The sequence below is a fragment of the Lentihominibacter faecis genome, assembly GCF_014306095.1.
Taxonomy (GTDB): domain Bacteria; phylum Bacillota; class Clostridia; order Peptostreptococcales; family Anaerovoracaceae; genus Lentihominibacter; species Lentihominibacter faecis.
Genome location: NZ_JACRWC010000079.1, coordinates 1 through 14,716, shown reverse-complemented (window position 1 = coordinate 14,716; position 14,716 = coordinate 1). Strand labels below are relative to the sequence as shown.

Annotated in this window: 14 protein-coding genes; 4 read left to right on the top strand and 10 right to left on the bottom strand. The window is 49.9% G+C overall.

What is annotated here, in order from left to right:
• Positions 1–103: 103 nt before the first annotated feature.
• Both H8876_RS10375 and H8876_RS06375 read right to left on the bottom strand, forming a co-directional pair.
• Positions 104–682: a YdbC family protein gene (locus tag H8876_RS10375; RefSeq protein WP_465250736.1), complete on the bottom strand. Its 579-nt coding sequence runs from the start codon at positions 680–682 to the stop codon at positions 104–106.
• Positions 683–853: 171 nt separating this feature from the next.
• Positions 854–2,092, bottom strand: a complete 1,239-nt coding sequence (locus H8876_RS06375; protein WP_177264439.1) for a pyridoxal phosphate-dependent aminotransferase — start codon at positions 2,090–2,092, stop codon at positions 854–856.
• Between the two features lie 422 nt (positions 2,093–2,514).
• Here H8876_RS06375 and H8876_RS06370 point away from each other — a divergent pair, with 422 nt between their 5' ends.
• Complete coding sequence (locus tag H8876_RS06370) at positions 2,515–3,165, top strand: M23 family metallopeptidase (protein WP_249287036.1); 651 nt, start codon at positions 2,515–2,517, stop codon at positions 3,163–3,165.
• Positions 3,166–3,300: 135 nt separating this feature from the next.
• On the opposite strand, the gene trmB is transcribed toward H8876_RS06370, so the two are convergent.
• Genes trmB through aroD form a run of 5 tightly spaced genes read right to left on the bottom strand, consistent with a single transcriptional unit; the run spans position 3,301 to position 7,359 of the window.
• Positions 3,301–4,047, bottom strand: coding sequence for a tRNA (guanosine(46)-N7)-methyltransferase TrmB (gene trmB / locus H8876_RS06365; RefSeq protein WP_249287035.1), 747 nt, complete (start codon positions 4,045–4,047; stop codon positions 3,301–3,303).
• Positions 4,044–4,844, bottom strand: coding sequence for an energy-coupling factor transporter transmembrane component T family protein (locus H8876_RS06360; protein WP_177264436.1), 801 nt, complete (start codon positions 4,842–4,844; stop codon positions 4,044–4,046). Before H8876_RS06360 ends, trmB begins: the two co-directional genes overlap by 4 nt.
• Positions 4,841–5,692: an energy-coupling factor transporter ATPase gene (locus tag H8876_RS06355; RefSeq protein WP_249287034.1), complete on the bottom strand. Its 852-nt coding sequence runs from the start codon at positions 5,690–5,692 to the stop codon at positions 4,841–4,843. The genes H8876_RS06360 and H8876_RS06355 overlap by 4 nt, the downstream gene beginning before the upstream one ends.
• Positions 5,677–6,516, bottom strand: coding sequence for an energy-coupling factor transporter ATPase (locus tag H8876_RS06350; RefSeq protein ID WP_177264434.1), 840 nt, complete (start codon positions 6,514–6,516; stop codon positions 5,677–5,679). The genes H8876_RS06355 and H8876_RS06350 overlap by 16 nt, the downstream gene beginning before the upstream one ends.
• Before the next feature lie 15 nt (positions 6,517–6,531).
• A complete protein-coding gene (gene aroD, locus H8876_RS06345) occupies positions 6,532–7,359 on the bottom strand; it encodes a type I 3-dehydroquinate dehydratase (protein ID WP_249287033.1) in 828 nt (275 codons plus the stop codon).
• A 151-nt stretch (positions 7,360–7,510) separates the two neighbouring features.
• Here aroD and pdxR point away from each other — a divergent pair, with 151 nt between their 5' ends.
• Complete coding sequence (pdxR, locus tag H8876_RS06340; protein WP_249287032.1) at positions 7,511–8,902, top strand: MocR-like pyridoxine biosynthesis transcription factor PdxR; 1,392 nt, start codon at positions 7,511–7,513, stop codon at positions 8,900–8,902.
• Here pdxR and H8876_RS06335 read toward each other — a convergent pair.
• Genes H8876_RS06335 through H8876_RS06325 form a run of 3 tightly spaced genes read right to left on the bottom strand, consistent with a single transcriptional unit; the run spans position 8,849 to position 13,791 of the window.
• Positions 8,849–11,647, bottom strand: a complete 2,799-nt coding sequence (locus H8876_RS06335) for a YfhO family protein (RefSeq protein WP_249287031.1) — start codon at positions 11,645–11,647, stop codon at positions 8,849–8,851. The genes pdxR and H8876_RS06335 overlap by 54 nt on opposite strands.
• Positions 11,619–12,743, bottom strand: coding sequence for a glycosyltransferase family 2 protein (locus tag H8876_RS06330; RefSeq protein WP_249287030.1), 1,125 nt, complete (start codon positions 12,741–12,743; stop codon positions 11,619–11,621). Before H8876_RS06330 ends, H8876_RS06335 begins: the two co-directional genes overlap by 29 nt.
• A 1-nt stretch (position 12,744) precedes the next feature.
• Positions 12,745–13,791: an FAD:protein FMN transferase gene (locus H8876_RS06325; RefSeq protein WP_249287029.1), complete on the bottom strand. Its 1,047-nt coding sequence runs from the start codon at positions 13,789–13,791 to the stop codon at positions 12,745–12,747.
• Between the two features lie 27 nt (positions 13,792–13,818).
• On the opposite strand from H8876_RS06325, the gene H8876_RS06320 reads away from it, so the two are divergent.
• Positions 13,819–14,181, top strand: coding sequence for a NusG domain II-containing protein (locus H8876_RS06320; RefSeq protein ID WP_249287028.1), 363 nt, complete (start codon positions 13,819–13,821; stop codon positions 14,179–14,181).
• 83 nt (positions 14,182–14,264) lie between these two features.
• A partial coding sequence (locus H8876_RS06315) for a Gx transporter family protein (RefSeq protein WP_249287027.1) occupies positions 14,265–14,716 on the top strand: 452 nt, incomplete at its 3' end.

Here is a 14,716-nt window from a genome sequence, read left to right as displayed (position 1 = left end):
GGCGCCAGCCCCACGAAAAAAGGAGCCTGCATGCTGGCTCCCTCCTTCGGTTATAATAAAGGGTTTTAGATATTATGTACAAAGCTGTTTTAGTTTTCTGTCATCAGCCGCAGCAGGAACAACCTCCCTCTGTAGCAGCATCTAAATTCTGAACCTCCGGAACAAAAAAGTCGTCATCCGTTTCCCTGGATGCTGCCATCTCTTGCGAGCCCGGCATCTGTTGGGATCCTGGCATTTCCTGCGGCTCCTCCGTTTCCCGCATAGATCCCTGCAAAGGCTCCTCCCCAGGCTGCTGTGTTTCCTGACTCTGCAGGTTTGCCGCCGGCACTGCCTGGCTCTGCCCATCTGATACCGATGAAGCCGGAGCTTCTGCAAAGCTCTCTGCCGGATCCATTGGCGTATCCACCATGACGCCCTGCTCCTGTTCCCGGTCTCTGCGGTGTGGCCTGCGTCTTCGAAGCAGCTCTACGATCTGACGCATCTCCTGCTCTTTTAGCGTGACTCCCCGTGACATTCGGCTATGACCCGGATCCCAGTCACGGATATCGTACTTCGCCTGCCCTCCGTTCCAGCTGACCAGATTCAATTCTTTCTTCCAGCCGGTAGAGTGGGTCGCGATCACGCCGATCTCCTCTACGATCTCAAAAGTGACCTCTCGGTCAAAGTCCCTGTTTGATGACATATGTAATCTCCTTTCTCTCATCAATACAATACCTCTCTTGTGAGTGTATTATAACGCTAGTGGAAATATATGTCAACCATAATTTGTAAATTATTTGTTAATTTTTTGAAATAAAAATCCTGAGGGCATATCACACACCCTCAGGACATCACTTTGCATCCAAAAAGTTATCTATTCTTCCATAGCAGCCTTGATAATAGCCGGCAGCTTGCGGCACTTGTCTTCAGAAATGGAAGCTACTGATACACGCAGTCCCTTTGCCAGCGGCACGATGAATACGCCTTCTTTTTCCAGCTTTGCACTGATCGCATCCGGATCGCTGCACGGGATTGAGATAAAGAATCCTGCGTCGAACGGCACGATTTTCAGGCCAACTTTCTTAGCTTCTTCTTCGAACGCTCTGCCTCGCTTGATGAGCATTTCTCTATAATGAGCACGCTCTTTATCTACACGCTCTAAAAGGCCCGGCTCTCCATAGATCCTGGACAGAATGACCTGCGCCACCTTTGCACTGTTAGACCATGACCCTCTGGAGGAGTATTCGCAGACTCTCTTAAATTCGTCAGCGATCTCCTTGGTCTTAGCGATGCAGATCATTGCTCCGCAGCGAGTTCCGTATAATGTATAAGTTTTGGAAAGACTGTAGGCCATGATCGGCAGCACGTTTTCAGGAAGTGCCTCCAGCTTCGGCAGGAATCTTCTGTATTCTTCTTCATCTCCTGCAAAGTCGATGTAAGCCGCATCGATGACCAGAGCGATGGCTTTACCGCATTTCGCTTCTTCCTGCAGCACAGCGATCACATGATCCCAGTCTTCCAGCGTCAAGGAATATCCTGTCGGATTATGTGCCGGTGTATTCAGAATGATAACCAAACTCTCCTGCTTGGCCAGCAGCTCTGCAGATTTTTTCTGAAAAGAGTCGATATTGAATTTACCATTTTCTGTGAAGAATTCAAACGTCGCGATGCTCCGTCCGATTTCTCCTGCGATGGTGTTGTACGGCGCCCAGTGCCAGTCAGACGTCAGCACCTGATCTCCACCGTCGGAGTAGTTGGCGATGACATTTCTTAAAGATCCTGTACCGCCCGGCGTTGCTACCGCTTCTACGTATCCCTTCGGACGATGGGATCCAAATGCAGCCTGCTGTACTGCTTCACGGAACGGTTTTATCCCTCCGATCGGTGCATAGTCCGCGTATTCTGCCGGACTCAGATGCTTGAACACCTCATCAACGGAGGACAGCACTACCAGGTTGCCGTTATCATCCAGCAGGGATCCGATGGTCGCATTGATTACCTTGTCAGCCCCCTTTTCAGCGATCATAGCCTTGGCACGATTGCTGATACCAAAAATCTTGTCTTCATGAGGGATGTGTCTTCCGTTCCCTCTTGCTAAAATATATTCCGCCATATTGTTCACCTCTAATGTTTTTATTTCAATCGCAATGGCTTCATTATACCATGCCTGTTTGGGATTACAAGTGGTTCGCGGTATCACATTCCACTTTTTGCACAAAAATTATCTCTCAAATCATAATTATCACAAAGGGTTCTGATTCGAGAGCGAAATCAAGCCCATTGTTTTCTATTATTTGAAAAACTTGTACAAGCGAATCCCCTTTCCAACAATATATTATCCATTCTCGGAATGTAATCGCTCTATATGTTATTTGAAAAAGCTTACCTGCAGATTTTCTATGAACGCGGGTAAAAAAACTATGATTATTTTAAGTATTTTTTTATTAAAATCATAAAAAGTTGCCGTCGTTTTCATTCATTCCAGTATGATTTCCAGATTACCCGTCGATACTAACTCCAAGGAGGTGAAATTTCATGCGACAGGAAAAGAAAGTAAAAGATCGCCCTGCCATCGCACTGGTGCTGTTCTTCTGTCTGGCAGCTCTGGTTGCAGTCTTTGCAGTAACGTCCACCGTCAATAAAGTACGTGACAACCTGCAAATCGATAAGGCGGCGGAGGTCGTTAAGAAAAAATCGGTCAGCAAAACGTCCGAAAACACAGCAGCAGAGGTCGTAGACAGCCAGGACAGCAAAAGTTCCGGCAGCAACTCGTCTGCCAGCTTTATAAAGCCTCTTTCTGGCGAAGTGATCCAAAAATATTCCATGGATATGCCAATTTACTGGGAAACTCTGGATCAGTACATGACTCACGACGGCATTGACCTGGCCGCTCCGGCAGGAACCAGCGTCAAAACCTGTGCCAGCGGTACCGTGACTCGTATCGAAAAGGATGATCGTTACGGCATGATCGTGGAGATCAGCCACGGAAACGATCTGCTGTCCCTCTACGGAAATCTGGCCGAGGACGGTCTTGTGGAACTAGGGGAGGTCGTTTCCCGCGGCGATGTCATCGGAAAAGTCGGCAAGACGTCCACCTTCGAAGCCAGCGGAGCGGAGCATCTGCATTTTTCGATGAAGCTAAAGGATGAACCGGTAGATCCCGGGAAATATATCAAGGGGCTGTAAAAAAGAAAACAGAGAATCTATATCAAATGAAACGATTCTCTGTCTTTCTTTTTGTTATATTACCAGCTGGTTCACTATTTTTTCACTATTTTTTCACTATTTTCATTCCCGCTTGCCACCAGGGAAATCATAGCCCTATGGCACCAGAGCCTTCACATAATTGATATTCTTGCCACGGCTGTGGAACTTCTTTTCGTATTCAGTCATCACCAGACGTGCTGCATAGTCACTGTGGTGCAGGTCTGCTGTCTGTTCCACGATCTCGTAGCCGACCGCTTCCAGTTCCTCCAGCGTAAAGGCATAAAGCGGATCATTGTCCGTCTTGATTTCGATAAATCCACCCGGCCTCACCGCCCAGCCGTAATCTAAAAGCCGTTTCCGATATGTCAGCCGCCGTTTGGCATGACGCGCCTTTGGCCATGGATCGCTGAAATTAAGGTACACGCCGGAGAGCTGATTTTCCAGAAAATAATCGCTCATGTGATCCACGAAAGTCAACATGAATTTCAGGTTCTGCAAAGGCTCCCGCCCCGCTTCATCCGGCAGTTCTTCGGACGTCAATCCTTTTGCTTTTTCCAGCGCACGCAAAATAACGGTTTCCTGCCCTTCTATGGCCAGAAAATCGCTTGCCGGATCCTTTGCAGCTTTCCGGGTGATAAAATCTCCCTTGCCGCATCCGATCTCTAAATAAAGATCGCGCTGGCGAGGAAAACACGCTTTCCAAAGCTGGCGGAGCGCCGCCTCATGTTCCGGACTCTGAAAGTTCGGATCCTTGCTGCCGATTTCTCCATAAGAACGCCCGCCGTCCTCTGGAAGAGGCACGATATAGTCACTGCATTCCTGCAGTCTCTTGTCCAGGTCTTTTGCTTTTCTCTGTCTCACAGCAGGATCCTTTCCAGTATGATCATCGCTAAAAATGCGGCAAATATCAGGCATGCTGCGATATCTCTCGAACAGATCTTCATGCCATTCATGCGTGTCTTTTTGCTGTTGCTGCCGTAGCATCTGGCTTCCATAGCCATGGCCAGATCCTGGGCGATCCGGAATGCACTGATAAACAGCGGTACCAGGATCGGGATCAGCGCTTTCGCTCTTCTTAAAATATTACCGCTCTCAAAATCGGCTCCACGAGCCATCTGAGCCTTCATGATCTTGTCCGTCTCCTCAAGCAGCGTTGGGATAAATCGCAGTGCGATGGTCATCATCATTGCCAGATCGTGAGCCGGAAGCCCGAATCTTTTAAAGGGTGACAGCAGTGCTTCCATTCCATCCGTCAGGCTTATAGGCTTGGTGGTCAGAGTCAAAAGCGACGAGCCGATGATCAGTAAAATCAGCCGGATCGCCATAAATACGGCCATTCGCAGCCCTTCTCTGCTGATGCTGAAGATCCAGAAGGAAACCAGCACTTCCCCTTTGATCATAAACATATTGATAATAAACGTAAATGCGATCAGGATGAAAATCGGTTTCAGTCCCCGCAGTATGAATTTCAGCGGTACCCGGGAAATAGCGATCACTACCGCAAGTCCCAGTGCAGCCAGTGCAAAACCGATGAAATCTTTCACCACAAAAATGGACACGATATAAAGCAGCGTGACCATGATCTTGACCCTTGGGTCCAGTCGGTGTATCCATGAATTCCCCGGATAAAACTGTCCGAGAGTAATATCTCTTATCATCGTTTCAATACCTCTGCTATCCCGTCTGCAGTCTCTTCCATCGTCAGACACGTTCCTCCCACCGCAAAGCCGTTTTCACGCAGCTGAGCAGCGATCTCCATCGATGCCGGCAGTGCCAGTCCCATTTTTTTCAGTTCGTCCCCACGCGAAAAGACTTCTTCCGGTGTTCCATCCATCATCATTTTTCCGTGATCCATAACAAGTACTTTATCCGACATCCTGGCGATATCGTCCATGTTATGCGATACAAGAAAAATAATGTTTTTCTCACTCTCGTGGATTTTCTCCACCATAGACAGAATATCAGCATGCGCCTTAGGATTAAGACCTGCTGTCGGCTCATCGAGAATAAGCACCTCCGGCTTCATGGCGATGACGCCCGCAATGGCTGCACGCCGCTTCTGCCCACCCGAAAGATCGAACGGCGAAAGATTCTTTACTTTATCATAATCCAGTCCTACAAGCTCTATGGCCTCACGCACACGTTCATCCACTTCTTCTGCCGTAAGACCCAGATTGGACGGTCCAAATGCCACATCCTTTGCAACAGTTTCTTCAAACAACTGATACTCCGGATACTGGAACACCAGCCCGATTTTCCTGCGGATGTCCCTCATGACCACATTTTCTGCCGTAATATCCACATCACCAACTATGATATGTCCCTTCTTCGGCTTCAGCAATCCGTTGAGATGCTGTACCAGTGTAGATTTCCCAGATCCGGTATGCCCGATGAGTCCTACCAGCTGGCCATCCTCCGCCCGGAAACTGATATCTTCCAGAGCCAGGGATTCATCCGGCAGTCCTTCACTGTATATATGTGTCAGTCCCTTTACTTCAATTGACATAAATACCTCACAATATCTTCTACTTCCAGCAGATCCTGCGGAACCTCGATCCCGCGCTGCCGCAAACGATCCGCCAGATCTACAGCCGGTGGAACTCCAAGGCTGAGAGCCTTCAGTTCTTCCGCGCGGCGAAAAATTTCCAGCGGCGTTCCTATCATTTTGACTTCACCCTGATCCAGCACGATGACTTTATCTGCCTGTGCTGCTTCCTCCATAAAATGGGTGATCAGAAGCGCTGTGATTCCCTTCTCATTCAGGCGATGGATCACATTCATAACTTCCCTTCTGCCACGCGGGTCCAGCATCGCCGTCGGCTCATCGAACACGATGCATTCCGGTTCCATTGCAACGGCTCCGGCAATCGCGATCCGCTGCTTCTGACCGCCCGACAGAAGGTGAGGCGCCTTCCTGCGAAATTCGTACATCTCTACACTTTTCAGAGCCTCATCCACTCTCTTTCGGATCTCTTTAGGATCGACTCCCAGGTTTTCCGGACCAAAGGCCACATCGTCCTCTACTACAGATGATACGATCTGGTTATCCGGGTTCTGAAACACCATTGCCACTCTCTGCCGCACTTCCCAGATATTCTCCGGATCCGCCGAATCCAGTCCGTCTACATAGATCTTTCCTGCAGTAGGCACCAAAAGACCGTTGATGTTCTTTGCCAGCGTGGATTTCCCCGAGCCATTCTGTCCGATGATCGCTGTGAAACTTCCCTTTTCTACGGTAAAGCTCACATCGTCGATAGCACGAAAAGTGCTTTCGTCCTCGCTCTTTATATAATCAAAAACCAGATTTTCTACTTTTATAAAATCCGTCACTTTCTTTCTCCGTATCTATGATTCTTCTCCATAATAATCGTTCAGCCACTTGAGCATGGTAAACACATCCACCTGTCCCGGTGCAGAGGCTTCCTGTCCTGCTGCAAAGGTGATACAAGATCCATAACGACCGGCTGCCACCCGTGTGGTCTTGCCCCATTCACCCATAGCCATCATCACCAGCGGTCCGATACCATGCTGATGAAGGAATGCCGTTGTCTTCAACAAACTTTCTGCATCTTCTTTCGTTACAGCCATAGCTGCGATCTTGAACACGTCTGCTCCTGCATCCTGCATGATGTGGATCCTGCCCAGGATTTCCTCTGGAGCCAGCATCCGGTCAAACTCGTGGTAGGAACAGATGACTTTGCCGCCAAAGGCATGGATCTCATCGATCTGCTCCCGCAGAGAAATCCCGCCATCCTCGCAGATATCATCAGCCGTCTGTGCTGACGCCGGAAGCTCCACATCGATCAGTCCCGCCAGTCCGGATCGGGCAACCAGCTGATAGATCTCAGCCTTCTGCATCTGCGAAAGCTGAAGCATCCCTTCCTGCTGCACACTTCTCATCGTAAAGATCAGAGGCTTGTCTGCCGCTATATATTCCAGATCATCTAAAATTTTCAGAAAGTCCAGGTAAAAATCTTTCTCCTGGAGAACTTCCTCCAGATCTGCGATTCCGGACAGATAGCTGTCTGCACGCCATTCGATCAAATCGCACGGAAGCAATGCCGCTCGTTCACACTCTGCGATGATCTCCTGTGGCTGCTGACTCATCAGCGAGACCGCCACCTTAGGCCGACCAGCCTGCAAGACAGTATTTTTTATTTTCAGAATCTCCATAATCCATCCTTTCCCTTCTTCTAAACACGGTATTTATTTTACCATCTTTCATTTGCTTTGAAAAGGGGAAGTGATGCCTTTACATAATAGCCTCTTTTCAAACCCCACTGTTTATTTTATACTATAGTATCAGTACAATCAGGAGGAAGCCATGAAAGCCATCATGCCCGTGCTGGATGACAGCCGAAAAAAGCCATATTACCTGCAGCTTTACGATTACATAAAGGAGGCTATTTTAAAAGGCGAGATCCGTGAAAACGAAAAACTGCCATCCCTTCGAAGCCTTTCCAGATCCACAGGGCTAAGCGTGACCACCGTGGAGCAGAGCTACAATCAGCTGCTGGTAGAAGGTTATGTGTACAGCAAAGCCCAGTCCGGATACTATGTTCGCGATGTGTTTTCTCATCTCAGCCATACACAGACACCTTCCGCCAGCGAACTGCTGGCACCACAGGGCACGGCAGAAAACACTTCCAGCCCCGGCGACGAGAGCCCTGTTTTCCACTGTGATCCAGACTGCTTCGATTTCAACAAGTGGAAAAAATGCATGAATAAGATCCTGACTGAATTTTCCACCTCCTTATTCTTTGAAAGTGATCCCCAAGGAGAGCCTGAACTTCGGGCAGAGATCTCCCGATATCTCTATATGTCACGCGGCGTTTCCTGCGATCCGGAGCAGATCATCATCGGTGCAGGCACCCAGCAGATCACCAATCATCTGGCAACTCTCCTTCGGAAACTTTCTATCGAACACGTTGCTCTGGAAGATCCGGGATATCTTCCGGTTCGCAGCATCTTCCGCGACCGTGGCTTCGCACTGACTCCTGTAGATGTTGCTGATGACGGTCTGATCATCGAAAAGCTTCCGACCAATATCCGCACCGCCGTCTACGTCAGTCCGTCTAATCACGTGCCGACCGGCGCCGTGATGCCCATTGGCCGCCGCTACGAGCTGATGGGGTGGGCGGCCAGCAACGACAGCTACATTATCGAAGACGACTACGACAGTGAACTGCGGTATTTCAGTAAACCGATCCCCGCACTCAAGAGTCTGGAAAACAGCAGCCGCGTCATATACCTCGGTTCTTTTTCCAGCACTTTGTTTGCCGCAGTAAAAATCAGTTATATGGTGCTCCCGGAGGAAATGGCCCGCCTCTTTTCTTCCATGGCTCAGGACTACTCCCAGACCTGTTCCAAGCTGGAGCAGCTGACCCTGGCCATGTTCATGGAAAGCGGCCACTACCAGACCCACATTAAAAAGCTGAGAAAACTGTATTCTCAGAAGCTTTCCGCCGTGACCGACACCTTTGCAGAAGAAGCGTCGGATTTCGTCACGGTAAAAAACACATCCTCGGGGATCAGCGTCATCCTCAATGTGAAATCCCGTAAAACCACGGAAGAATTAAAAAAGGATGCCGAACAACTCGGCATCCCTGCAGTCCCTCATCCTAAAGAAGGACTTCTCGCTCTGTATTATAATCAGATCCCGCTAGTGGAGATCCCTCGCCTCTTCCGAACTCTCATCGAAAAGTGGCGAAGCTGATGAAATATCAAATGCTTCTGCGTGCTCCGGAATATCCAGGCTTTCTGTCAATCCCGCTTCACCGACAGCCTCCATGTCCGCGAAGATCGCCGGCAGCACGCTTTGCAGCTTCCGGAGCATACGCCTTCTCCGCCACCATTCTGCTGCGATGAGAAGCCCGATGCTGGCCAGCGTGATCAAAAGACCTGCGATCAGTCCCGGCGGCCGGAAACTGAGTTCGATCTGATGTTCCCCGGCAGATAAACTGGTGGATATCCATGCTCCGCCTATCAGCTCGTTGATTTCGCGGGTGTGACCGTCTACTTTCAGCTTCCAACCCGCTTCATACGGCACCGACGTGACAAACACACCGTCTTCCTGTACATTGATGGTTCCTTTCAGACAGGAATCTCCATAGTCCGTCACATCCAGCATGCTGGCGGACAGCATCTTATAGGCATCCTGCCATACGGCCTCGTCCATGGTGCAGACATGGCTGACAACACTGCCACCCTTTCCTTCCTTGTATTCGATGGTCACGGTAAATTCCGTTCCGCTATCCATTTCGCCCAGATTGACTATAGAGCCGCAGTCGTTTCGGATCTCGATCTTGTCATCCTTTTTCTCCTGGCTGACGGTGATAGCATCCGCATCATCTGCTTCGATAAACAGGTACTGTTTTCCGGTCTGCTGTGCCTGATAGGTCAAGATGGTCTTGCTTTTTTTCGTTTCGTTTTTCAGGGTGCTGTCCCACATGCCGTCTCCTGTACTCGACAGCTCTATGTTCGCAGCAGATACATCGACTGGTTCGATTTCTGCAAACACACTTGTGTATTTGTTCTGAGTCACTGCACGCACGTAATCATCAAGCACCATGAAAGGATTTTCCTGCTCGTAGTTCCACGTCCTGATAGTGTCTGCCGTCATATATCCGATGGACAGGGGATATATGCTCTCATAGAGCCTGGAATTCCCCGATTTTGCGATCTGTTTAAAATCACTATCGTCGATCGGCAGGTTTTTTCCTATCAGGTAGCGGATGTTCAGCATCGCATTGGTTACCGGATCTGTCTGATTATAATTGAATCGATTCTTGTCCGGTGCTCCCTCCACACCGATGTGCTCCATCAAGGCAGTCGCATTGGCATTCAGAGAAGATGAAAACTGAGATATCCCTTTATAGTGGTACATGGCAGGGCAGTTTAAAATATAGTTGTCGTTCATTTCGGTGCGGCCGAATCGACCATCCGTGCCTTCCGTCTTCTTCGCCAGCTTCGCGATGTCCGCCTCATTAGCATAATAATTGCTGCGCTGCGTGGTCCCGACCTGATCGATGGAAGTGCAGGTGTTAGACGCCATCTCACATGTCAGTAAAATAACGGTCAGGATCAGCAGAAGATTCTTTGGCAGTCTTCCCTTCTTGTACAGGAGCAGGATCGCGACGTACAGCGCCAGCCACGCCAGACCGCTGTAGACAAACAGATCCAGATCTTTAATATGCTCCGTCAAAATCTTCTGCGCCAGCAAATAGTATCCCCCACCGGCTACCAGCAGGATCCAGAGATGATTGACCCTGAGCTCATCCACCCGCTGGAATACTTGATACGCCATTGCGATGAGCAGAAAACAGATCATAAAAGTATAGCGATACGGCAGCTGATTCGGGAAATGAAATCCATGCCAGATGAAATCCAGCTTATTGATGTTGAGGCTGAAGATCAGGAACACCAGAAAGGCTCCGTTAAATAATTTTTCCCGCAGTGGGATCGTTCTGCTGATCCAGTAAAACACCAGAAGGATCACTACGAACATACCGCAGTACAGATTCGGCAGCCCCTCACGATAGGTCAGCTCCGCATTGGGCAGCATCTGGTTCAAAATATCCAGAAGGTCATTATACAGTTCCGTTTTTTCCGGCATATCTGCTGAAATATAATATGTGGACTGCATGCTCATCCAGGTCGGAAGCAGCATGACAGCAGACATAAGCACTCCCAGCAGGGAATACCCGACAGCCCGGCCAGTCGTCTTAAAAAAATGTCCTGCACTCTCTCCCTGCACCTTGATGAAATACAGCACAGGATAATAAAACAGAATAAAAATACAGATCATGATAGCCATATAGTAGTTGATAAAAACCACCAGTGCCAGGCATACGGTATAAAACACGCCGCTGCGTCCGTCCAGGATCTTATGAAGTCCCAGTATGCAAAGTGGCAGCAGTGCCACTGCATCCATCCACATGATGCACCAGTAGTATGCCATCACATACGAGCACAGCGCATACAGAGTCGCGAATCCCACCAGGGAGATATCCGCACTGCGCTTGTCCTTTTCCCAGACGATCGCACGCAGATACACCGCCATCGTACTTCCGGCAAGTCCGATCTTCAAAAGCAGGATCAGCGTGACCCCTTCCATGAGGAATTTCTTCGGGAACAGAACCAGGATCAGATTCAGAGGACTGGCACCGTAATAGGCCAGCAGGCTCCAGAAATTGCTTCCTCCGGCACCGTTCCAGGTGTAAAACAGACTGCCGCCGCTCTGCAGCTTGGCCTGCAGTTCTCCCAGGAACGGGACATACTGATGATACATATCGATGACCGCGATCTGATTTTCCCCTGCCGGATAGATCCCCATCACCAGAAATGCCAGGAGCATTAAAATCACCGGCAGGCAGAACGCTGCCAGGATCAGTTTGTTTCGTTGTAAAATTTCCCTGCAGGATGTGCCGATCTTAATCGGCTTTTCTTTCCTTGTCTTCATCTATGTTGCTTTCCTTTTCGATGTAAATCGGTCTTCCTTTCGTCTCCATATACATTCTTCCGATGTATTCTGCGATCAGACTGAGTATGGCAATGATCAGCCCGCCAAAAAACAGTATCAGGCAAATGGTCGACGCGTATCCCGGTGTATCCTTGCCGACGATCACTGTCTTTAAAAATTCAATAATAAAGTAAACGGCGGAGCATAGGGTGGTCAATCCTCCCAGGACTCCTACAAATTTCAGCGGTGCTTCTGCGAAATCTATAAATCCATCCAGTGCGTATTTCATCAGTCCCCACATGGTCCATTTACTTTCTCCTGCGATCCGTCTCACGTTCTCGAATTCGATCCATTCCGTGCTGAATCCGACCCAGGCGAAGATTCCCTTGGAAAAGCGCTGATTCTCCGGCATACCCACGATGGCTTTCACCATCTTTCGGTTCATAAGCCGGAAATCCACCGCTCCGTCCACGATCTCGATGTCACTGTACCGGTTCATCAATTTATAAAACGCTCTCGCCAAAGCACTTCGGATCTTCGGTTCTCCCTTGCGGCTCACGCGCCGTGCAGCACAGCTGTCGCATCCAGTCTCTTCCACGATCCGGATCATTTCCGCCACAAGCTGCGGGGGATGCTGCAGATCTGCGTCCATGATCACTGCAAAGTCTCCGTCAGATGCCTGCAGTCCGGCATACATGGCGGCTTCCTTGCCGAAGTTTCTGCTGAAGGAAATGTAGGAAACCTGCGGGCATGCTCCGGGATTTCCGGGAGCCGGATCACCGGTTGCTCCGAGGATCGTGTCAGGACCCGGAGCATCGGACGTTCCGAGGATCGTGTCAGGGCCCGGAGCATCGGACGCTCCGAGGATCGTGTCAGGGTCCGGAGCATCAGACGCCTCGCCCTTTGCAGTCTCCTGCAAAGCCGCCAGCCGGCGGATCTTTTGCAGAGTTTCATCGCTGCTGCCGTCGTCTATGAAAATATAGCGGAATTCGTATCCCTCGATGGCAGAAAATGCCTCGCCGGATTCTTTCCAGAAACGATCCAGGCTGCTTTCCTCGTTGTAGCAGGGTACGATCACATCAATGTGTTTTATCATATCATTCATCCTTCTTGACATCCATGCCGTCAGTCTGGGTCATGGCGTCGTTTTTGTCTATAAAGGCGGCTTCCAGTTTCATCTCCGGATGCTCCTCCTGCAAAGTCTGGATCAGCGCCTGCGCCTTATCATGCCCCAGCATGAGACACACGGTAGAAAGTCCGTCACAGAAGCCTGAATTGCCCCGTGCCGCGCGAATCGTCACTGCTTCCAGATCTGTATCGACCGGATAGCCGGTGTGAGGATCCAGCACGTGATGATACAGCACACCGTCCTGTTCGAATTTCCGTTCATAGATACCGGAGGTCACAACCGTTGCGTCTTTGACCGAAACATAACCCATCATCTCGGTCCTATCGCTGTAGGGCCGCTCGATGGCGATGTTCCACGGAGTGTCCTTCGCCTTTTCTCCCAGTACGGCTACATTGCCGCCCAGGTTTATCACGGCTTTTTCTACGCCCTGGTTTTTCAGATAGTCACAGATGCGGTCTGCGATATAGCCCTTGGCCACGCCTCCCAGATCCAGCTGTGCCTGCGGATCCTTCATGCTTACGGCACTGTCATTGATATCGATCTGTTTGTAGTTTACGGTCTTGAGGGCTTCTGTGAGATCCGCCTGCTCCGGGACTTTCGGGTCGTCTCCGGTGAAGTTCCAGAGGGACGAGACTTTTCCTATGGTGATGTCGAACATGCCTCCGGAAAGATCCCCCATTTCGATTCCCAGTTCAATGACTTTTAAAGTGTCTTTTGAGACTTCCACAGGCTGCCCCTGAGCGTGGTTGATCTTGTAGACATCGCTGCCTTCGATGGTTTTGCTCATGAGGTTTTCATACTTGTCGATCTCCTCGAACGCGCCGTCCAGGATCTTACCTACCTCGCCGGTCTTCATGTCATAGATCTTGATATCGCAGGTGGTGTCCAGACAGAAGTCAGATTTGGAAACAGGGTCTTTTTCACCGCACCCGGTTTGTGTTATAATGATGAGTACTGTTATCAGTATTGCCGGCAGGAGTTTCACCCATGCGCCGGCTCGAGATGTTATATGCATATTTCTTATACCTCCGGAGGTGTTTTCATGATAAAAAAAGCGGATGTGATACTGGCTCTTGCCCTGATCGTCATCGGGCTGGCCATGTCCTGGTTTTTTTCCTTCGGTCAGACAGCGGGAAGCGAACTGGTCATTACCAGAGGCGGGAAGGTCTTCGGAACCTATTCCCTCGCAGAAGACCGCACGATCGAGGTGAAACAGGATTCTCACATAAATAAGATTACCATAAAGAACGGTCATGTTTCAATGAGTTTTTCTGATTGCCACGGACAGGATTGCGTCCAGCAGCATTCTATCTCCCGGACAGGAGAGAGCATCGTATGCCTGCCCAATAAAGTCATGCTGGAAATCCAGGGCGGCAAGTCGGAATATGACTCAATAGCACGATAGAAGGGGCATGTATGAAAAACAACCACACAAAACTGCAGCAGGTGCCGACAACTCAACACGACAGCCGCGCGCGGCGCACAGCCTTGACCGCACTCATGGTCTCACTGGCGCTGATTTTTTCATACATTGAATTTTTGATTCCTTTCACGCCGGCTATTCCCGGCATCAAGCTGGGGATCGCTAACCTGGTGATCATCGTGGCCCTGTATTATCTGGGGCCACGCTATGCACTGACGGTCAACATCGTGCGGGTCCTGATCGCCGGACTGCTTTTCAGCGGCGTTTTCGGAGCGGCTTACTCCATGGCGGGTGCGCTTCTCAGTTTCCTGGTCATGGTTCTGCTAAAAAAGACCGGCTTGTTCTCTATCACCGGCGTCTCCATCGCAGGCGGTGTCGCTCATAACCTGGGGCAGATCCTGGTGGCCTCCTTCCTGGTCTCCAATCTCAAGATGTTCGCCTACTTCCCGGTGCTTATCTTCTCCGGCGTCGCCAGCGGCGCAGCCATCGGCATTATCTCCTGGCTGATCCTGCAACT

Bases quoted from the DNA above. Each gene is read 5' to 3' on its own strand.
- H8876_RS06355 (WP_249287034.1), bottom strand. From the start codon at position 5,692: ATGTCAATTGAAGTAAAGGGACTGACACATATATACAGTGAAGGACTG.
- H8876_RS06370 (WP_249287036.1), top strand. From the start codon at position 2,515: ATGCGACAGGAAAAGAAAGTAAAAGATCGCCCTGCCATCGCACTGGTG.
- aroD (WP_249287033.1), bottom strand. From the start codon at position 7,359: ATGGAGATTCTGAAAATAAAAAATACTGTCTTGCAGGCTGGTCGGCCT.
- H8876_RS10375 (WP_465250736.1), bottom strand. From the start codon at position 682: ATGTCATCAAACAGGGACTTTGACCGAGAGGTCACTTTTGAGATCGTA.
- pdxR (WP_249287032.1), top strand. From the start codon at position 7,511: ATGAAAGCCATCATGCCCGTGCTGGATGACAGCCGAAAAAAGCCATAT.
- H8876_RS06335 (WP_249287031.1), bottom strand. From the start codon at position 11,647: ATGAAGACAAGGAAAGAAAAGCCGATTAAGATCGGCACATCCTGCAGG.
- H8876_RS06360 (WP_177264436.1), bottom strand. From the start codon at position 4,844: ATGATAAGAGATATTACTCTCGGACAGTTTTATCCGGGGAATTCATGG.
- H8876_RS06330 (WP_249287030.1), bottom strand. From the start codon at position 12,743: ATGATAAAACACATTGATGTGATCGTACCCTGCTACAACGAGGAAAGC.
- H8876_RS06375 (WP_177264439.1), bottom strand. From the start codon at position 2,092: ATGGCGGAATATATTTTAGCAAGAGGGAACGGAAGACACATCCCTCAT.
- H8876_RS06320 (WP_249287028.1), top strand. From the start codon at position 13,819: ATGATAAAAAAAGCGGATGTGATACTGGCTCTTGCCCTGATCGTCATC.
- H8876_RS06325 (WP_249287029.1), bottom strand. From the start codon at position 13,791: ATGCATATAACATCTCGAGCCGGCGCATGGGTGAAACTCCTGCCGGCA.